This window comes from Pedobacter sp. MR2016-19 (assembly GCF_014947265.1).
In the GTDB taxonomy this organism is placed as follows: Bacteria; Bacteroidota; Bacteroidia; order Sphingobacteriales; family Sphingobacteriaceae; genus Pedobacter.
Genome location: NZ_JADCNK010000002.1, coordinates 516,956 through 535,897 on the forward strand (window position 1 = coordinate 516,956; position 18,942 = coordinate 535,897).

Genomic DNA, 18,942 nt, shown 5'->3' on the forward strand with positions numbered 1-18,942 from the left:
GTTGAATTTTTCGATTGTTCAGATTGCTGGCCTTAAAGGGTTTAAAATGATGAGAATGATTTAACAATAAAGCAATAAAACAATTTAACAATTCTTTACTTTTGAACCTTTATGACAGAGACAGAAAAACTTAGGATAGATAAATATTTATGGGCCATCAGGTTGTTTAAAACCCGTAGCCTTGCTACTGATGCCTGCAAAGCCGGAAGAGTGAAGTTGAAAGGGCAGAATATTAAGCCTTCGGCCATTGTAAAAGTTGGTGATGTTTATCAGGTATCAAAAGGGATTGAGAAGAAAATCATTGAGGTAGTCGAGCTTTCATACAACAGAACTGATTCGCCAACAGCTTTAACTAAATATAAAGATTTAACCCCTGTTGAAGATACCCATGCCTTTAAATCGATGTTCCATGCGCCAAGCTTAAAACGCGATAGGGGTACAGGGCGTCCGACTAAGAAAGATCGTCGTGAAACAGATGATCTGATTGGAGGAATGTTTGAGGAAGAGTAGTTAGTCCTCAGTCTTGAGTCCAAAGTCTGTAGTCTGTTTGATAACTATAGACTTCAGATTAAAACCATCAATTTCCTTTCTCCAGTCTGAAATCACTGATTGGCTCATGACTCAAGACTACGGACTGAAGACTAAAATATCTCATTCTATAACTCATTATGGCGGTTTTACCGAGTTTTTCGATCAATTTATAATTCGCAACGGCTCCTACTGCTGCACCAACAAAAGGCAACATCTGGGCAAGTTTGGCCAAATCGATATAATCGCGGTATTGCTGTTGGAAAGTGAGCCAATCAAATTCATCAATGTTGGTCGGTAACTGATGTGCTTTATCATCCCAATCCTGCATTTTATGAAATATATTCTGGCTTTCTTCTTTGCTCGAAAAGGCCAGTTGAAAAATGTGTAATATATATAAACGCTCGCGGTAATCTTTAACATCGTATCCGTAAACCGCGGCAATGTCAAAAAGCATCTTCATTTTTATGCCCAGCAATAACGGGAAATCCGCCAGGCTCATTAAAAAACCACCCGCTCCGGTAATTCCACCCTCTGCTGCACCGGTTTTTTTGTAATTATCAATTTTTTGTTTCACCAACGCTTCCCGGTGCATTAAGGTTAAATCGGTAATGGGTTTCGACGTGGTAAAGGTAGAACCAAAAAGAACCGCCTTAACCATTTGTTTAATCGCAGTGGTAATGGCATTGTGAACCTTGTCGGGAATATAGCTGTTTATTTTTTTCTGCACTTTATCCGTCACTTTACTCAAAAGCGAAGGTTTCTGCAAGGTTTTAAATTTCCAGAAATTTAGTTCACCACTTATTTTTTGTTCGTAGGTCATGTTCATTACCCTACAATAATTATTCCTTAAAATTTAACATAAAATAACTTTGAAGAATAAATAATAAACTATATATTTAGTTACCTGAATATAAACTTAATCCTTTCATTATGAAAACCTTAAAATTGTTCTGTTCACTGGTGTTGGCTGCGGGAGTGGCTAATGCTCAAGGTGTAAAATTTTCAGCTGATCAACCTGCGGCAGGAAGTACCGTTAAATTTACCTACGATCCAAAAGGAACCAACCTGGAAAACCTGGCCGATGTAAGATGTAAGAGTTATACTTTTTTTTCGAAAACCAACCCAAAAGACACCAAAATTGAGCTGGTAAAAGAAGGGGCGATTTATAAAGGGGAAATTACTGCGCCGGATAGCGTTACTGTGGTTGGACTTGCTTTTTCGGTTGGCGATCAGAAAGATGAAGCGCCTGCGGGTTATGTACTTGAATTTACCAAAGGTGGAAAAGTGCCTGCTGAAGCCTATCTTAACGAAGCCTTTTTATACGGATTGGCCGGAAATTATTATCTCGGGCTTACCATTGATCCTGAAAAAGCAGTTAGTTTGTATAAACAGGCATTCGCCTTAAAGCCAGAGCTGAAAAAGAAAAACCTGCAACAATATCTTTCGCTGGAGTACAAAGCAGATAAAGATAAGGGAACAAAGCTCATCAACGAGAATATTTTGGCCTTATCTAAATTAAAAGAACCTAAAGAAGAAGATTTAAGCACTGTTATTGGGCTGTATTCATTGTTAAAGAAAAAAGCTCAGGCAGACTCGGTAAAAATAATCCTGTTGAAAAAATATCCGACAGGAAATTATGCCTGGGGAGATAATATGAATGTGCTATATGGTACAAAAGATTTTGAAACACAGGAGAAAAAAGCAGCAGACATGATTGCCAAATTTAAATTCGATGCCAGCAGAAAAGCAGATGCCGATAAGTTAAATTCAATTTATGGCATTTTGGCAAACGCAAGTATACAGGCAAAAAATGCCGATAAATTTGAATTTTATGCTGGTAAAGTAACTAATAAACAAAGCAAGGCTAATTTGTATAATTCTTTTGCCTGGCCATTGGCTGAGAAGAAAGAAAACCTGGAGCTAGCAACACAACTCTCTAAAAAATCGCTCGATTTGATAGAAGAGGCTAAAAATGGTGAAGTACCAGTTTATTTCTCTTCAAAAGATGAGTACATAAAATCGCTTGATCGGGCTTATGCCATGTATGCCGATACCTATGCACTATTGCTGCATCATCAGGGTAATAATAAAGAAGCATTGGCTTATCAGGAAAAAGCTAAGGCTTATAATGATGCTAGTGGAAACGAACGGTACATCATGTATTTAAATTTAACGGGTAATAAGGATAAAGCCTATGCTGAAGCCGAAAAGATCATAAAAGAAGGGAAAGCTACTGACTCTTTGAAAACAATCTTCAAAACGCTTTACACTTCATTAAAGAAAGAAGGAACTTACGAAACCTATATCGCCAACTTAGAAAAAGCAGCACTTGAAAAAGAAAGAGCGGAGTGGACCAAAAAAATGATCAATATCCCTGCGCCTGGGTTTTCTTTAACTAATCTTAAAGGGGAAAAGGTAAGTCTAGCAAGTTTAAAGGGGAAGATTGTGATTTTAGATTATTGGGCAACCTGGTGCGGCCCTTGTGTTGCTTCTTTTCCGGGGATGCAAAAAGCCATGGCTAAATATTCAGGTAACCCTAATGTGGTATTCTTGTTTGTAAACACCTGGCAAAATGAAGAAAATAGAGAAAAACTTGTTACCGATTTTATTGCCGAAAAGAAATATAACTTTAATGTGCTTTACGATACCAAAAATGCAAAAGACCCCTCAAAATTTGATGTGGTAAGTGCTTATAAAGTTGATGGAATCCCTACCAAATTTGTAATAGATGGTGATGGAAATATCAGGTTTAAAGCCGTTGGTTTCTCAGGCTCTGATGATGGTGTAGTGAAAGAAATAGATGCCATGGTCGGATTACTGGCTTCTAAAGAATCGAGTAAATAAACGCCTCAATTTAACAACAAAAGGTGCTGAATTATCGGCACCTTTTGTTGTTTAATAATCTACCCGCATTGAAGAAGTTTCTATAATTGATTTTTTGTCCGACTGCACAATCTTGCCTCGGCTCTCCGCCGCCGAAGGACTCTTTCTTTTTGGCATCAAAAAGACCAGCGAAGCTAGCTTGAATGCCATTGAAAATATAAAGACACATGAAAAAACAAAAAATGCCGACTGAAAATTTTTCTTTGGAAGCCGGTAGGTTGGCTGAGGCAGTGGAATCCGAAAAATTTGTTAGGTCGGAACTGAGTGGAACGGAGATACCGTGCTATGGCCTAGCTAGGTGGAAATGCAAGTAGCAAATAAAGTGCTCAACGAAGCTAAATAGATCTCCCTCCTAACTTAATGTTGGGCTTGCACTTCATGCGATTGCCATCGGATCTAGATGGCAATTTTTCTTTTTGGATCTATCAATAATAACTTCTTAATAATCAATCCGCATTGCAGAAGTTTCCCATAATTTGAAAGCTGCCAAAGCTTCATCCCGCATTAGTTGGATTACCGGAAGGCTCCTTTTTTCCATAGGTTTATCTAATTCTTCATAAATAAACTTATCACTAAAACCAATGTTTTCGGCATCTGCCTTGGTATTTGCATAATAAATGGTATCAATCTTCGCCCAATAAATAGCACCCAAACACATGGGGCAAGGTTCGCAACTGGTGTAAATTACACAGCCACTTAAATCGAATGTATTCAATTCGGTACAGGCTAACCTAATGGCCGAAACCTCGGCATGCGCTGTAGGATCATTGGTTGAGGTTACCTTATTGGCTGATTTAGCAATCAATTTACCATCTTTCACCACCACTGCACCGAAAGGACCTCCTATGCTTTCACTTACATTCTGTAAAGATAAATCTATTGCCATCTGCATATATTCCTGATGTTGATTCTCCATTTTATATTCTAATTAGCTCCTCTGTCGTTAAAATTCTAAAATAACAGTACAAAAAAAATGCCCCGATTTATGCGGGGCATTCTGGTTGAAATATATTTTTAGCTTATTTTTTGCTGTATTCAGCGTTTAAGCCTTTAATTACTTCCGAAGTAACATCTAAACTTTCATCAGCAAATAAAATAGAGCTGTTACCTTTTGAGTAAGTTAAAACCATTTTATAACCTTTTCCTTTAGCGTAACCTTTTAAATATTCTGCAACTTTATCATACAATTTTTCGTTTTCAGCAGCTTGCTCATTCTGTAAAGCACCACCAGCATTTTGTTGGTAAGTTTGCAATTCCTGTTGCTTACGCGCTAAACGCTCTTCAGTACTTTTACGCTGATCGGCAGATAAAGTTTGTGCCGATTGTTGGTATTGTGCCACCTCTCTTTGGAAAGCCTGACCTTTAGCCTGCATATCAGCCTGAGCATTTTTGCTCTTGCCTTCAAATTTCACTTTAAGATCTTTGAAGTATTCATATTTTGTAAGTAACGAGTCGGAGTTTACATACACAATTTTCTCAGTTGGAGAAACCGCTGCAGTAGTACCCTCTGTTTTTTTAGTTTCAGTAGTTTTTGTGTCTTTGTTCTGGCATGCAGAGAAAGCAGTTATCAAAGTTGCTGTTGCAAGTAAACCAAAGGTTTTAAAGGTTCTTCTTTCCATTCTTGTTTAATAAATTTTAGCAAACTTATATAAATTAGTTTTGATATGCAATTTAAAGAAACGCCTATTGCGGTACAAGGATGCTTTTGCATTTGGCACAGTGCACAAACGTTTAATTTACTCAACGCTTGCCACTCAATCTGATAGAGGTGATTTGAAAAGCAAAGCCTGTGTTTCAAACGGCTGTTTGCCCCGCTGTCCGCTTTATTTCATGCCCGCTTCCATCGGGTTTAGGTGGCATGGCAGGTACTACTATTTGGGGCTGTAGGGAGGATAGCAAATTTAAAAATACCAAACGTTCCTACGGAACGAAAACACCAATTAAACAATTGGCTACCGATGAATCGTCCCTAACGGGACGGCAGACAAGTATTGGTTAAAAACACCATGGCATGTCGTTAAGTTAGGCTCCGGCGCAGGTAACATCATTTAACCACAGATAAAAAGGATGCACACAGATATAAAAATCTGTGTTTATCTGTGTACATCTGTGGTTAAAACCCTCATCATAATGACACTATGCAGTGACGCGTTGGGCAATTGTTGCTATTGTGAAAAAAGCGTCCCGTAGGGACGCATGCCCGGTAGAAAAAAAATGTAATGTTTTTTCGTTCCGTAGGAACGTTTGGTGAATAATCCGTTCATATTCAGTATTGTTTTGTCCACCTAAACCCGATTGAAATGAAAAGCACCCGCTTCTTCAGCGGGACTTGTAATGGAAAGCGGGAAGAGACACGGATTGGAACGCAGGTTTTGCTTTCTAAACCTGATTTAAACCTGTTTCAATCGCTTTAACAGTAATCTTTTAACAGCTCAAAACTTATCCACATATTAGTTTAAATGCCAAAATTTCCGTATTTTTGATACTTATTGTTTTTAATTAAAATATGAGCGAAGAACAGGATTTAAAGTCAAATTATTCGGCAGATAATATACAGGTTTTAGAAGGTTTAGAAGCGGTGCGTAAGCGCCCTTCAATGTATATAGGTGATACTGGTGTTAAAGGTTTACACCATTTGGTTTACGAGGTTGTGGATAACTCTATTGATGAGGCTTTGGCCGGTCATGCAGATACTATCGACGTTCGGATTTTGGAAGGTAACTCCATCAGGGTTGAAGATAATGGTCGTGGTATTCCGACCGGGATCAATACAAAAGAAAATAAATCGGCTTTAGAAATCGTAATGACGGTTTTACACGCCGGTGGTAAATTTGATAAAGATACTTACAAGGTTTCGGGTGGTTTGCATGGTGTGGGGGTAAGTTGCGTTAACGCATTATCTACCGATTTAAAAGCAGAAGTACACCGCGAAGGTAAGATCTGGATGCAGGAGTATAAAATTGGCGTTCCGCAGTATGATGTTAAAGAAGTTGGGACTACCGATAAACGCGGTACAATTGTAACATTCACTCCGGATGAAACTATTTTTACCCAAACTACTGAATACAAATACGATACTTTAGCCAGTCGTTTACGCGAGTTATCTTTCTTAAATAAAGGAATTAAATTAACGTTAACCGATGAACGTGAGAAACTGGATGATGGTTCTTATTTTTCGGAAACTTTTCTTTCAGAGGGTGGTTTAAAAGAGTTCGTAGCCTTTTTAGATGATACCCGTACTTCGATTTTGGCAGAGCCGATTTATATTGAAGGTATTAAAAATGGTGTTCCGGTTGAGCTGGCTTTCCAGTATAACGATAGTTACTCGGAAAATGTGCACTCTTATGTAAACAACATCAATACCCACGAGGGCGGTACACACATTGCTGGTTTCCGTAGGGGTTTAACCCGTACTTTAAAAAACTATGCCGATAAGGAAGGTTTATTAAAGAACGTAAAAATGGAAATTACCGGTGATGACTTCAGGGAAGGATTAACAGCAGTAGTTTCGGTAAAAGTACAGGAACCACAATTTGAGGGACAAACCAAAACCAAACTGGGTAACAGTGAGGTAATGGGATCGGTTGATATTGCAGTAGGAGAGGCTTTGGGTAATTACCTGGAGGAAAATCCGAAAGAGGCCAAAATGATTATCAATAAGGTAATCTTAGCGGCTACAGCACGTGCAGCGGCCCGTAAAGCCCGCGAGATGGTACAGCGTAAGAGTGTAATGGGTGGTTCAGGTTTGCCTGGTAAATTGGCCGATTGCTCAGACAGTGATCCGGAAAGATGTGAGATTTACCTGGTAGAGGGTGACTCGGCGGGTGGTACCGCTAAACAAGGTCGCGATCGGAACATTCAGGCCATTTTACCATTAAAAGGTAAAATCCTGAACGTAGAGAAAGCGATGGAGCATAAGATCTACGAAAACGACGAGATCAAAAATATGTTTACTGCTATTGGGGTAAGTATTGGTACGCCAGAGGATAACAAAGCATTAAACATGACTAAACTGCGTTACCACAAGATTGTAATCATGACGGATGCGGATATCGACGGTTCGCACATTACTACGTTGATCTTAACTTTCTTTTACCGTTACATGAGGGCATTAATCGAAGCAGGTTATGTTTATATTGCTTCGCCTCCACTTTATCAGGTTAAAAAAGGTAAAGAATTTGAATATTGCTGGAATGACGTTCAGCGCGATGCTGCTGTACAACGTTTAAAAGGTGCAGGTAAAGAAGACAGTGTGCATATTCAACGTTATAAAGGTTTGGGTGAGATGAACGCAGATCAATTGTGGGAAACTACTTTAAACCCGGCTACACGTACTTTATTACAGGCCACTATCGAAAGTGCTGCAGAGTGCGATCATACTTTCTCTATGTTAATGGGCGATGAAGTTGCTCCACGCAGGGAATTTATCGAACGTAATGCAAAATATGCGAAGATTGATGCTTAACCCATTAATCCCGTAAAGGGAAATTTAAAATACCAACCCTCTTCAAGTTTAATCTTGGAGAGGGTTTTTTGTTGCCTGGAATTTAATTTTATTATATAAAAATTATATACATAGATTTCTTATGTATATAATTTTGCTATATATTTGTTTCATGGCGATCAATAACGAATTGTTTAAAGGTACTTTACAAACTATTATTTTGAATCTGTTATCTGAAAATGAAAGGATGTACGGGTATGAAATTACGCAAAAGGTGAAATCGATAACTCAAGGCGAATTATTGCTGAAAGAAGGTGCTTTATATCCTGCTTTGCATAAACTGGAGGCTGATGGATTGTTGGATACTGCTACAGAAGTTGTCGGTAACCGTCTTCGTAAATACTATTCTCTATCTAAAAGTGGAGAAAAAGAAGTGGTAAATAAACTACAGGAAGCAAAAGATTTTATTGCTCATTTACAAGTATTATTAAACTTAAAACCTTCTTTCTAGATGAATCTCAATCAAGAACAATTGCATCAAATTAAAGACCTTATAGCGCAGAGCGGTTTTAAAGAGGTTGATGTGCAGATGGAAATTTTGGATCATGTTGCCTCATCAGTAGAAGATAAAATGGAAGAAAACCCATTGTTAACTATTGATGATGCGGTAAGTGAAGCGCATCAGTCGTTTGGCATAATGGGATTCAGTGCTTTTGCAGATGGAATAGCCAATTCAATTCGCGCAAAATACAGCCGTTTGTTCTGGAGATTTTTTTTCTCGGCTTTCGGATATAAATATGTGTTACTGCTTGGTTTCTCAATATTTGGTATTTACAAAATGCAGGACTTACTTACAGCAAATATTTTTTATATATTTTTAGTTATTGGTCTGCTCTGTGTATTTGGAATTATGGTGTTTTCTAATATTAAACCTGCTGTTTATAAGATGTTTGTGTCTTTTAAGTCCGGAACTTCTTTCCTACCTTTTTTAGGATATATTTTACTTTTAACCAATTTTGCCATGAACGATATACCAGCCGAATACACCATTTTTTCTGTTAATGTACAGCAATTAACGGTGTCACTTTCTATCATTTTATTTATGCTCTATTTTAATGCTGCTATTAGAACAGCTAAGGTTAGTATTAAGGAAACTAAGTCATTAATTAAGAAATATAGACTCTTATATAATTAATTGTAAAAGCAAAGGCCATTCAAAAAAATGAATGGCCTTTGTCTTATTTATACACTATGAACCATCGATTCTTTTTATCCAAAAAGAAAGCTAATGGTATTTAACTAACCACCTCAAATTAATGAGATTTATCTTAAGAAGGGGTATTACAAAATGTAATACGACCCAACCGGAGCCAGTTCTGTTTGAGGTTTGTCCTCATATATTTTATTATCATCTAACATCTGGCAAAGATCGCGTTCAATAGTTCTGCAGATGGTTGTAGTTGGGGTATCCGTCGGTTTATTCTCGAAAGGATCCTGAAGATGAACGGCCATTTTTTCCACCAATAAAAAGAATGCTGCAATAGCAACCACTAAAGGAACTTCCATGTAACCAAAGTATTCGATCAATCCGAAAGGCAACAATACGATGAATAAATGGATAGACATATTGATATACTTGCTATACGTAACGGGGAAAACGGTGTTTTTAATTCTTTCCGATCCACCCATGTGGTTACATAAACCTGTTATCGTTTTGTCTATTTCTATCTGCTGGTATTTATTGATCCAGCCTTCCTGTAATGCCTTTTTTAAATCCATGGCATGTAACTCCAATATGGTTGTGGTTACATTTTTACGTTTCTTAACGAAGGCGACTTCTTCTGCAGAAAGGTATTCTTCCAAACCTTTTCGTGCATTAAAACCTCTAAGCGATTGACTTAAGGCATAACACCAGGCAATCTGTCGTTTAATAAACCTGGCTTTAAACTCCTCAATTTCGTCTAATCCATAAGGATTCTCAGTGAACGACAATATCTGGCGGGAGAGGGTTCTCGAATCGTTAACTATGGCGCCCCAAAGAATCCTAGCCTCCCACCATCTATCGTATGCCTGGTTAGACCGAAATGCCAATAGAAGCGAAATAATTGTTCCTAGTAAAGCTGGTACAGCAACAGGAATGGAAATGCGGGTAACGTGAAAATTCTCGTACAATACCACAATACCTATAGAGTAACCAATAACAAACAGGAGTTCTTTTTTGATCTTTCCGAATATATAGGTGAGCGGAATATTATTTCGTAATAGCATAATATAAAGTTTGAAGGTGATAATTAAGAATTTACTTCTTGCAACTGTGTTTCGTGTATTTTTGTGTCAATTAAGTTTTCGCTGGCGTGAACTGTCAATGCGTTTAATTGAATTACTGCACAGCCTGCACGTTCCGTTAATATTTTTGGGTCGATGCTATATTTGTTGATTGGCGTGAAATTGTATTCTTTTAAATAAGCAATGCATTCTACATCAAAAGCTTCGATAAAGTTTTTGAAAGCCGCAACTGTACTTCCGTAAAAATATTCTATCCCAATTGTATTGATCTGAGTAGGATACTTTGTTTTGGCTTGATTTATTTGCTGATAAAATTCGTCACTCACATTTTCATAATCGCGGCTGCGGCGACTCAACATTAACATATCAGTGATCGAATCTGATAGTTTAAAGGCATGTACGAAAATGATGTTCAGACTTTCATTTTTTTGATGTTGAACCAATGCATCAATAATTTTAATACTATCTAATTTAAAGTCTGTTGGAACTAATACTGTTTTCATCGCTATATCTTGTTTAAATGAAGTGAAATATTATTTATACAAGTTTAGCGCGATGTTATTATAGCGAAATAAGAGCGAGATTAGAATGAGATTAGAGCGTACTCTTTTTTGGAGTTAACGGTTTATTGGTTCATTCGTCAATAGTTCATTTTTGCAATAGAGACGCACATGATTTTTATGATGATTGCTCTATTGATAAATTGTTCAATTGTGAGGGAGTGTGTACTTAAATACTGCTGTGCGGCTATCAGAACTAAAAAAAACTTAACATTCTTAATTTCTCAATGATCAAAGAATGTAGGGTGAAAGGGGAATAATAACCATGAGTAACATCGAATTAAGCAATGGGCTGAAAACTAAGCTATCAACCATGAACTGGTTACAAGTGGAAAATAAACTAAAGAGCCATTAAACAAACTAACTCTTAATTGGCAATAAAACCTTAATCTCTGTGCCAACACCTTCTTGTGATTTAATGCCGATACTGCCTCTGTGCAAACGGATGATATTGAGTGAAAGTGGTAAGCCAACGCCATAACCTTTAAAATCGGAAGTGTTCGATGCCCGGTAGAAAGGTTCAAATATGTGTTGAATATCGGTTTGTGGAATACCGATACCCCGATCGGTTACAGCGATAGAAAGCATATTCGCATTACTTTCTATACTAATGCTCACCAAATTCTCATTAGAATATTTGCAGGCATTATTTACAATATTGCTGATGGCCAGTTTCATCAGGTTTTTATTTACCCTAAGCGAAAGCAGTTCCTCATCATCTGGAAGTTTGCTGAAATCGATCTCTATTTTACTGTTGGGATGTACCTGGTTTACGGAATCTTTAATTTCCCATAAAAGTTCGTCCATTCTCACTTCTTCCCAGGGCTGGTTTTTTCCGTTGAAACCCGATTGTGCCAAACCTAATAAACTGGTTAAGATATGTTCCAGCCTTTCTGCCTCATCTTTAATTTTTGATAATGCTTTTTCCTGTTTAGCCTTATCTTCTATGGTTTTCATGGCCAGTTCTACCTCTCCGCTAATGATGGTTAAAGGTGTTCTCAGTTCGTGTGAGGCATTACTGATAAAATTATTCTGCGTTTCGAAAGCTGTTTCCAAACGGTTGAGCATATTGTTGAAGGTTTGGGCCAATTGCGACATTTCATCATTTCCTTTTTTAACATCTAACCTTAAATGTAAATTTTCGGCCTTTATTTTTTTTACACTCTTAATGATGTTTCGAAGCGGCATTAACATGTAATTGGAAAATTTCCATCCCACCACAAATGATAATATTACAGAAAGAAAAAAGCCAATAATTAAAATTCTTTGCAGATCTTTTAACTCCCGGAAGCCGACAGGATCATTTGCAGAAACGATAACGAGATAGCCTCCGTTCGAATTTTTAAAGAATTTACCGGCATAGAAGTGATTTTCGGTGCGGTAGCGGGCTACATAACCGGCTTTTATCCGATTATAAAAACTTGCGGGTAATTCGCGGTCTAGTTTATTGGTTGGTTTGCCTGCTTCAATGATATACTCTTTTTCAGATGGCAAACGCTCCAGATACCTATTGCGCATTTTCGCATAAACTTTGTTGTTGTCATCTTCGTATAGTTTAATCTGAGCGGCAATGTTAACCCTGGCTTCCAGGCGTTTATAAAAATCTTCGAAGGCGAAGTCGTTAGAAAAATACCAAACAAAACCACTTAATAGGGAGATAATAATTGCCGATAGAATGGCAAAGAGTAAAGTGATTTTTTTTGCTATCTCCATTTATTTTTCCCTTAATATATAACCTAAGCCTACAGCAGTATGGATAAGTTTTTGATCGGCATTTTTATCTATTTTTTTGCGAAGGTAATTAACATAAACATCGACCACATTGGTGCCAAGGTTAAAATCTATATCCCAAACGTTTTCTAAAATGTCTATCCTGGATAAAATTTTAGATTTGTTTTTGGCCATGTACTCAATTAGCCGATATTCTGTTGCTGTAAGTACAATTTCCTGTTGGTTTCGTTTTACTGTTTTTGCACTCAAATTAATCTGGAGATCTCCTACCGAAATAATCTGATCTTGTGAAGCCGAGCCCTGATATCGCCTCAATAACATTCTGACCCGCGCAAAAAGTTCAGCAAATTTAAATGGCTTTATTAAATAATCATCTGCACCATTATCCAGTCCGTTTACCACATTTTCGGTCGTACCCAAAGCCGTAAGCATAATAATGGGCGTATTTGGCTTTTGTTCTTTAATAATTTTACAAAGTTCCAATCCATTTATTCCAGGTAGCATGATATCAAGAATAATCAGGTCGAACTGATTTTCTAAAGCCATCTGTTTCCCGATTAAACCATCAGGGGAAATACTTACGGTAAAGCCCTCATCAGTTAAACCTCTCGAAATTACAGATACAACGCTCGGTTCATCTTCTACTAGTAATAAATTCATTTGTTAGCAAGTAATCTAAAAAATAGGGAATTACAAAATCTTAATAGGTAGTTAGTCGGTTTTTAATGTTTTTTAACGCAAAGCCGACACAATTGTTTGAATTATTGCAAATTGAAGCAAAAATAATCTCTCTTCGAGAGACTAGGAATATTATTTCTTTTTTTTAACCACAAAGATCACAGAGTGTAGGCACAGAGGGCACAAAGTTTTTATGATTTATTCGTCATCTTGATCCGATAGCTATTGGATCAAGTGAAGCGTAATGGAGAGATCTATCAAGGCAGATTTTGCTTAGCAGAGCCTTCGCGTCTCGACTGGGTTGTACATTGACAGCATCCAATACCGAGGTCGTCATTCCCGCGCAGGCGGGAATCTTAAGGCGCTTGTATTAAGATTATTCATGAGTTTTATTTTTCAGAGCATTCATGAGCACTTCGTGGTTCCCAATCGACCCGATATCGGGTTGGGAATGATGATTCCTCGCAGCCTATTGATTTTTATGAAATCAATTATCTCTCAGCATGACAAGTATTTCTTCAAAAATGCTACGTGTTTTTCCGTGCTTCCGTGGCTAAAAAATAAAAGTATTTGACTCATAAGTCTTCGACTTCGCTCAGACTGACAATGCTATATTACCGTGGTTAAAACTCTAAACTCCTTTCTCCGATTTTTCTTTCAGAGATTTTAACCCATATTCAAAATCTTTACCGATCATTTGATCCATAAATAAGCCAAACCATTTATTGATTATTCCTTTGCTTTCTCCGCTCATTGTCCAGGTTACTTTATTTCCATTTCCGGCTTTCTCTATATCGAAGCGGGTATCTGCAATACTCTCCATAGGTTTGATAAATTTTAATTCCATATCAACCATTTTATTAATTTCTACTTTATTAATCAGCATTTGTCCGGTGCCGTTTTTTTCTCCATTCCATTGATAAAGGTGACCAGGCTGAGCCGTAGTTCCCGTAATGGTGATCTTAGCTTGTGGATCCATTTTTGACCAGGCGTTCCACTTGTAGAATTCATTATAATTGGCAATGTTTTTATAAATAACACTGTCTGGTGCAAGAATCGTGATCGTCCGATTAACGGAGTAACTTTTTGGTAGAAAAAAACTGCCTCCAATAATGATTATTGCCAATACAGCAATAATGCCAACAAAGATTTTCAGGAATTTCATAATTGATTTAAGTTTGGTTACTTAAATTTATAAAGAAACCAGGCTAAATCAAAACAAAATTTTCTTACACGATTTTGATCTTCGACGGCGGAGAATTGATTTTAAAATGCATCAAATCAGCAATAGACTGCGCTTTTTGTTTAATCAGCTCTGCATTGGAGCCTTCAAACAAATCGTCGACCGTATTGAAGAATATCGTCTTCCAGGTTTCAAATTCTGCTGTTTGCAGTGATGTCTTATCATTTAATGCAAAATGAACCAGCATGGGGTTGCCTTTGTAAATGGCCTTTCCAAAAAGGATACTTTCCCAGAAATCGTACATCTTAGGTAAATGGTGCACCCAGTCTACTTTGGCAACCTCGGTAAATATGGGGCCGATTTTATTATTCTCTTGAACCATCCCATAAAAGGTATCGACCAGTTGTATGATATCTTCCCTGTTATGAATGTCTTTTTTCATTGTGCAATGATTTTAAATTTAAAAAACCGAGAATAACCAAGGATAGAAACTTCACCATGTCGATAATGATGTACAGAATATGATGATAGCTTTTGATCGGAGCATTGCCTGCCAAAACCAGTTTTGCCCTTTCATCGAGCACTGGTAATAGCCAAAAAGTGTCTGCCATTAAAAGGATGGTAACCAGGAAAAGTAAAATGCTCTTCATATTGTTTAAAGGCGTTGGTAGTGAGCAGCCTAAAATAACTACCAGCAAGACGATCTCAACTTTATTAAGGGCCTGGAAAACCAATTGACCGATGCCTAAACCAAGTGGAATTGTAATGCCCGGAGCCTGAAATTTTAAAGGCGCTTCCAAAAAACTAATTCCGGCGAGGTGCCCCGCCCAGAAAATAATGCAGAAAATTCCAATTAACTTTTTCATTTGATTGCAAATATCAGTTAAAGTGACACTTCAAAAATGACTAGCGTCATAAAAGTGGGGATTTTACCTGTAAAGCCGCAATTGAAGTTTATTGTAATCTATAATCGCTTTGTATTGCATTAAAATATCGCCGCCAATAATACCCATAATAGGCGGGTGACCGAACTGTTGGTAGGTGTCGCTAACCGATTGCAGATCGAAAGCAACGGTTTCGTAGGCTTTGATTTTTAAGGTGCCGATTTTCACCTCGGGTATAGTGGCCTGGATGGTGGTTGTCGTGGTGAAAAGGGTGGCTGCGTTTATCTCGTCTGATACCTGAAGCGTTTCAGATAAATGTTGTTCAATTATAGATTTATCGAACACGCTCCGCGATGCACCGGTATCCACAACAGCGAGGTGTTTTTCTTTAAAAACAATAATTTCCACCAAAAGGTGGAAGCCGTCATCCTGTAGGTTTATTAGTTTAAGCGGGATTGAAATTGATCTCATTGTTTTTTGTGTGCTTTTATGCTTAGGTACGAAGATGCTTATATATCCTCATAAATAGATGAATATAAAAGGATGGTCGTCATTCCCGCGCAGGCGGGAATCTTAATACAGTAGGCTTTAAGATTCCCAATCGAGTTGGGAATGACGAATCGAGGAAGGCTATTATTGTAATTTAATGTTCGCTAAAAACTAATTTCCAGAATGATGTTAAACCAGTTTCATTTCAGCCAGTACACTATTCATATTTCTTACTGCATCGGCACTTTTATTAAATGCGGCCTGCTCATCTTCTGTTAGTTTAAAATCAATAATTTTTTCCCAGCCGCTACGGCCAATAATTACCGGCACACCTAAGCAGATATCTTGTTGTCCGTATTCTCCTTCAAGCGAAACGCAACAGGTGAACAATTTTTTCTCATCACGTAAAATGGCTTCAACCAATGCAGCACCTGCAGCACCAGGTGCATACCATGCCGAAGTTCCGATTAAACCCGTTAAAGTAGCACCGCCAACCATAGTGTCAGCCGCAACCTGATCGAGCGTAGCTTTATCCAACAAATTGCTTACTGGTAAACTTTGGTAAGTGGCTAAACGGGTTAGCGGAATCATGGTGGTATCGCCGTGACCGCCGATTACAAAACCCTGTAAATCGTTCGGGTTGCAGTTTAAAGCCTGCGATAAGTAAAATTTGAAACGTGAACTATCCAAGGTTCCACCCATACCGATAATGCGGTGTTTAGGTAAACCTAACGATTTTAAGGCGAGATAAGTCATGGTATCCATCGGATTACTGATCACGATAAAGATCGCCTCTGGAGAGAATTTTAAAATATTTTCGGCAACGCCTTTAACAATACCTGCATTAATGCCGATCAGTTCTTCGCGGGTCATTCCTGGTTTACGTGGCAAACCCGAAGTAATAACTACCACATCAGAACCAGCGGTTTTGCTGTAATCGGCAGTTACCCCTGTAATTTTCGTGTCGAAGCCCAAAAGGGTAGCAGTTTGCATCATGTCGATTGCTTTACCTTCGGCAAAACCTTCTTTAATATCCAATAAAATAAGTTCGTTCGCTAATTCTTTGCGGGCAATATTATCTGCACAAGTGGCACCAACTGCGCCTGCGCCAACAACCGTTACTTTCATATATTTATATTTTTAGTGGTTTGCTATCGTTAATCTCTATCGAAGGTAGAAATAAATATAAGGTTTAAAAACGCTTTTCAAAACTTTATAATTTAATCGCGGTTTACTTAGTAAATACAAAACAGCGATTTTTTGTTCTAACAAATTATGGAAAACAAACCCATTTCTAATATCGATTACAAAGCCTTTGAGGGTAAATGGTATTCTTTATATTCTATCCCCACCTTAATGGATAAACATTGGAAGCAAACCACCGAAACTTATACGTTGGCGGACGATGATCATTTTGATGTGTACACCACTTACCATAAAGATGGAAAATCCGAAGAAAAATCGATTACTTCAAAGCTATTTTTTGACGAGGAAAAAGCTAATGGTGACATGAAAGCCCAGTTTTTATGGCCTTTTAAGATTGGTTATTGGATTATAGAACTGGCTGATGATTATAGTTATGTAGTGGTTGGGCATCCCGATGAAAAATACCTCTTTATCATGGCCCGTGAACCTAAAATGGAAGCCGATTTATTGGTGCATATTATAGAAAGGTGCAGGCAGAAAGGATACGAGGTGAGTGAGTTGGTGAGCCAGGAGCATTTTTAAACAGTTTTCAGTTGGCGGTTTTCAGTTTCGCTTTACTAAAATGTTTGTCATTCTGAGCACAGCGAAGAATCTCATCATTATTTTAAGATTTATTAATTCAGTATGGAAAGCAGTTGCCGCAGCATTTAGGTTAATTCAATCCCGCCCCCGCTTCTGCCGATTGAAAAAATCGGCATCCCGCTACGGTCGGGTTTAGGTGGCACCGACTGTGCTACTATCCGTAATAAATAAACCCGGTTGCAATGGTAGCTGCCGACTTCACGCCGGCACTATAAACGGAGCGGAACTGAAAGCCCGATGAAAAACCGAACCACTCATTTCCAAAAAATAAGAGGATAAAAAAAGGTCAAAATGATGATGAGTTCGGTACTAATGCTTTGAAAAGCCCTATCTTTAATTGGATGGTTTTGTAATTTTCTTGATCTCGTCCAGCGTATATACTTTATAAACAAAACCAAATCGCCTGGTGTTCTCTTCAACTGTTGTATCGAAACCTGCCTTCTTACGTCTTTGGTTTACATTTTTAGCATCTCTGATAGGGATAACATATTGGAAAAACTCCTTTTTACCTGTTTTGGAGTTAACAATCTGCAGAGAATAAACTTGTGTGCCATAAATCTGTTCCTTCCCTTCATTGCTTAGTTTTCTATCCAGCATCATGGCGGCATATTTAAAAGGTAATTCCCCACTCTTGCCCGCTTTTTCAATCAGCGGGTAATATTTTGGAATATTGCCAGGATTATGCTGTATTACATAAAATACTGCTGTATTTGTTGGCTCGCCAACAAGTGTTTTTCCTGGATAACCATACTTTGCAACAATGGCTTCAACTTTTTTAAGATGAATGGAATCTATTTCCTTCATTATCATCCATTGACTTTTTTTAAGTACCTCTTTCGAATAATTAAATAATGCTGCAATAGTGTCTTTTCTTTTTTCAGAGGTTTCTGTATCTCCAAATTCTCTAATACCTTGATCAAGTTGTAAAATAGAATCGAGTTGCTTTTTTAATTCTACATTAATCTGCTTTTGCGCAGATGCCATTGAGATCGTTCCAAAGATGAAGATAGAAAGTAAAATGAATTTCATGGCGTATGTTGGCAATTTTGACTTTTAGTATATTCCTAAAATAATAGTTTTTTGATTGATATCTTTCTTGTTAAGCAAGTTTAACTTAATTTAACAAGCCGCTGGCATATCTTCCTCATTAAAAATGTTAAATACGAGATTAATTAACGGCCCCACTTAGATGCATTCAGGTGACTCAGGTGGTCAATATTATTTAGAAAAGACGGGTTCGGTGCTTTTAGGTTATGAAAGTCCCGCTATCCGCTTCAAAGCCTTGGCTCGTTCCTCACCTGCGGGTTTTACGCTGCTATCGGGTTTATTAAACAAAAGTCATTTGTTTTTAACATCCAGACTTCTCAGGGTTTTCAAAACCTGCGAGGTTTGTTGCCTAATCCTCGTTTGCAAACGAAGACTATTTTAAGTTCTGTGTACATACTTTTGCATTGCAATAACGGAATATGTTTTCTTCTTTTTTAC

The 18,942-nt window shown here is 37.7% G+C and carries 20 protein-coding genes; 7 read left to right on the forward strand and 13 right to left on the reverse strand.

Annotation, left to right across the window (positions count from 1 at the left end; translation table 11 throughout):
• Positions 1–111 precede the first annotated feature (111 nt).
• Positions 112–510, forward strand: a complete 399-nt coding sequence (locus IM793_RS04570; protein WP_121282548.1) for an RNA-binding S4 domain-containing protein — start codon at positions 112–114, stop codon at positions 508–510.
• A 67-nt stretch (positions 511–577) separates the two neighbouring features.
• Here the strand turns inward: IM793_RS04570 and IM793_RS04575 are convergent, their stop codons facing one another.
• A complete protein-coding gene (locus IM793_RS04575) occupies positions 578–1,351 on the reverse strand; it encodes an EcsC family protein (protein ID WP_193419921.1) in 774 nt (257 codons plus the stop codon).
• 110 nt (positions 1,352–1,461) lie between these two features.
• Here IM793_RS04575 and IM793_RS04580 point away from each other — a divergent pair, with 110 nt between their 5' ends.
• On the forward strand, positions 1,462–3,375 hold the full coding sequence (locus tag IM793_RS04580) for a TlpA disulfide reductase family protein (RefSeq protein WP_193419922.1): 1,914 nt from the start codon (positions 1,462–1,464) through the stop codon (positions 3,373–3,375).
• Positions 3,376–3,853: 478 nt separating this feature from the next.
• Here the strand turns inward: IM793_RS04580 and IM793_RS04585 are convergent, their stop codons facing one another.
• Positions 3,854–4,330, reverse strand: coding sequence for a nucleoside deaminase (locus tag IM793_RS04585; RefSeq protein ID WP_193419923.1), 477 nt, complete (start codon positions 4,328–4,330; stop codon positions 3,854–3,856).
• A gap of 103 nt (positions 4,331–4,433) precedes the next feature.
• Positions 4,434–5,033, reverse strand: coding sequence for an OmpH family outer membrane protein (locus IM793_RS04590; RefSeq protein WP_132394949.1), 600 nt, complete (start codon positions 5,031–5,033; stop codon positions 4,434–4,436).
• A gap of 170 nt (positions 5,034–5,203) precedes the next feature.
• Here IM793_RS04590 and IM793_RS04595 point away from each other — a divergent pair, with 170 nt between their 5' ends.
• From IM793_RS04595 to IM793_RS04610, 4 genes are all read left to right on the forward strand, one after another.
• A complete protein-coding gene (locus IM793_RS04595) occupies positions 5,204–5,413 on the forward strand; it encodes a hypothetical protein (protein WP_193419924.1) in 210 nt (69 codons plus the stop codon).
• 507 nt (positions 5,414–5,920) lie between these two features.
• Positions 5,921–7,879 (forward strand): DNA topoisomerase (ATP-hydrolyzing) subunit B, encoded by a 1,959-nt coding sequence (gene gyrB, locus IM793_RS04600; RefSeq protein WP_193419925.1) that lies wholly within the window; start codon positions 5,921–5,923, stop codon positions 7,877–7,879.
• Between the two features lie 151 nt (positions 7,880–8,030).
• Positions 8,031–8,369, forward strand: coding sequence for a PadR family transcriptional regulator (locus tag IM793_RS04605; RefSeq protein ID WP_193419926.1), 339 nt, complete (start codon positions 8,031–8,033; stop codon positions 8,367–8,369).
• Positions 8,370–9,053: a hypothetical protein gene (locus IM793_RS04610; protein WP_193419927.1), complete on the forward strand. Its 684-nt coding sequence runs from the start codon at positions 8,370–8,372 to the stop codon at positions 9,051–9,053. It begins immediately after the preceding gene.
• A gap of 146 nt (positions 9,054–9,199) precedes the next feature.
• Here the strand turns inward: IM793_RS04610 and IM793_RS04615 are convergent, their stop codons facing one another.
• From IM793_RS04615 to mdh, 9 genes are all read right to left on the reverse strand, one after another.
• Positions 9,200–10,126, reverse strand: a complete 927-nt coding sequence (locus IM793_RS04615) for a bestrophin family protein (protein WP_193419928.1) — start codon at positions 10,124–10,126, stop codon at positions 9,200–9,202.
• Positions 10,127–10,149: 23 nt separating this feature from the next.
• Positions 10,150–10,647: a hypothetical protein gene (locus tag IM793_RS04620; protein ID WP_193419929.1), complete on the reverse strand. Its 498-nt coding sequence runs from the start codon at positions 10,645–10,647 to the stop codon at positions 10,150–10,152.
• Between the two features lie 417 nt (positions 10,648–11,064).
• Positions 11,065–12,417, reverse strand: coding sequence for a cell wall metabolism sensor histidine kinase WalK (locus IM793_RS04625; RefSeq protein WP_193419930.1), 1,353 nt, complete (start codon positions 12,415–12,417; stop codon positions 11,065–11,067).
• On the reverse strand, positions 12,418–13,095 hold the full coding sequence (locus tag IM793_RS04630; RefSeq protein ID WP_193419931.1) for a response regulator transcription factor: 678 nt from the start codon (positions 13,093–13,095) through the stop codon (positions 12,418–12,420). It abuts the gene before it with no gap.
• A 649-nt stretch (positions 13,096–13,744) separates the two neighbouring features.
• Positions 13,745–14,278, reverse strand: a complete 534-nt coding sequence (locus tag IM793_RS04635; RefSeq protein ID WP_193419932.1) for an SRPBCC family protein — start codon at positions 14,276–14,278, stop codon at positions 13,745–13,747.
• Positions 14,279–14,342: 64 nt separating this feature from the next.
• The gene (locus tag IM793_RS04640; RefSeq protein WP_193419933.1) at positions 14,343–14,738 is read right to left on the reverse strand and encodes a group III truncated hemoglobin; all 396 of its coding nucleotides are present in this window, start codon (positions 14,736–14,738) and stop codon (positions 14,343–14,345) included.
• Positions 14,719–15,162, reverse strand: coding sequence for a hypothetical protein (locus IM793_RS04645; protein WP_193419934.1), 444 nt, complete (start codon positions 15,160–15,162; stop codon positions 14,719–14,721). Before IM793_RS04645 ends, IM793_RS04640 begins: the two co-directional genes overlap by 20 nt.
• 63 nt (positions 15,163–15,225) lie before the next feature.
• Entirely contained in the window at positions 15,226–15,651 is a 426-nt protein-coding gene (locus IM793_RS04650) for an aspartyl protease family protein (RefSeq protein WP_193419935.1), read from the reverse strand.
• Positions 15,652–15,858: 207 nt separating this feature from the next.
• Positions 15,859–16,797 (reverse strand): malate dehydrogenase, encoded by a 939-nt coding sequence (gene mdh / locus IM793_RS04655; protein ID WP_121282564.1) that lies wholly within the window; start codon positions 16,795–16,797, stop codon positions 15,859–15,861.
• Between the two features lie 147 nt (positions 16,798–16,944).
• Here mdh and IM793_RS04660 point away from each other — a divergent pair, with 147 nt between their 5' ends.
• Complete coding sequence (locus tag IM793_RS04660; RefSeq protein WP_193419936.1) at positions 16,945–17,397, forward strand: lipocalin family protein; 453 nt, start codon at positions 16,945–16,947, stop codon at positions 17,395–17,397.
• A 393-nt stretch (positions 17,398–17,790) separates the two neighbouring features.
• Here IM793_RS04660 and IM793_RS04665 read toward each other — a convergent pair whose 3' ends face one another.
• On the reverse strand, positions 17,791–18,486 hold the full coding sequence (locus tag IM793_RS04665; protein WP_193419937.1) for a DUF6624 domain-containing protein: 696 nt from the start codon (positions 18,484–18,486) through the stop codon (positions 17,791–17,793).
• Positions 18,487–18,942: the final 456 nt, after the last annotated feature.

Coding starts and splice junctions, on each gene's coding strand:
- IM793_RS04615 (WP_193419928.1), bottom strand. CDS start 10,126: ATGCTATTACGAAATAATATTCCGCTCACCTATATATTCGGAAAGATC.
- IM793_RS04665 (WP_193419937.1), bottom strand. CDS start 18,486: ATGAAATTCATTTTACTTTCTATCTTCATCTTTGGAACGATCTCAATG.
- gyrB (WP_193419925.1), top strand. CDS start 5,921: ATGAGCGAAGAACAGGATTTAAAGTCAAATTATTCGGCAGATAATATA.
- IM793_RS04620 (WP_193419929.1), bottom strand. CDS start 10,647: ATGAAAACAGTATTAGTTCCAACAGACTTTAAATTAGATAGTATTAAA.
- IM793_RS04645 (WP_193419934.1), bottom strand. CDS start 15,162: ATGAAAAAGTTAATTGGAATTTTCTGCATTATTTTCTGGGCGGGGCAC.
- IM793_RS04630 (WP_193419931.1), bottom strand. CDS start 13,095: ATGAATTTATTACTAGTAGAAGATGAACCGAGCGTTGTATCTGTAATT.
- IM793_RS04590 (WP_132394949.1), bottom strand. CDS start 5,033: ATGGAAAGAAGAACCTTTAAAACCTTTGGTTTACTTGCAACAGCAACT.
- IM793_RS04575 (WP_193419921.1), bottom strand. CDS start 1,351: ATGACCTACGAACAAAAAATAAGTGGTGAACTAAATTTCTGGAAATTT.
- IM793_RS04580 (WP_193419922.1), top strand. CDS start 1,462: ATGAAAACCTTAAAATTGTTCTGTTCACTGGTGTTGGCTGCGGGAGTG.
- IM793_RS04650 (WP_193419935.1), bottom strand. CDS start 15,651: ATGAGATCAATTTCAATCCCGCTTAAACTAATAAACCTACAGGATGAC.
- IM793_RS04610 (WP_193419927.1), top strand. CDS start 8,370: ATGAATCTCAATCAAGAACAATTGCATCAAATTAAAGACCTTATAGCG.
- IM793_RS04585 (WP_193419923.1), bottom strand. CDS start 4,330: ATGGAGAATCAACATCAGGAATATATGCAGATGGCAATAGATTTATCT.
- IM793_RS04640 (WP_193419933.1), bottom strand. CDS start 14,738: ATGAAAAAAGACATTCATAACAGGGAAGATATCATACAACTGGTCGAT.
- IM793_RS04660 (WP_193419936.1), top strand. CDS start 16,945: ATGGAAAACAAACCCATTTCTAATATCGATTACAAAGCCTTTGAGGGT.
- IM793_RS04635 (WP_193419932.1), bottom strand. CDS start 14,278: ATGAAATTCCTGAAAATCTTTGTTGGCATTATTGCTGTATTGGCAATA.
- IM793_RS04605 (WP_193419926.1), top strand. CDS start 8,031: ATGGCGATCAATAACGAATTGTTTAAAGGTACTTTACAAACTATTATT.
- IM793_RS04570 (WP_121282548.1), top strand. CDS start 112: ATGACAGAGACAGAAAAACTTAGGATAGATAAATATTTATGGGCCATC.
- IM793_RS04625 (WP_193419930.1), bottom strand. CDS start 12,417: ATGGAGATAGCAAAAAAAATCACTTTACTCTTTGCCATTCTATCGGCA.
- mdh (WP_121282564.1), bottom strand. CDS start 16,797: ATGAAAGTAACGGTTGTTGGCGCAGGCGCAGTTGGTGCCACTTGTGCA.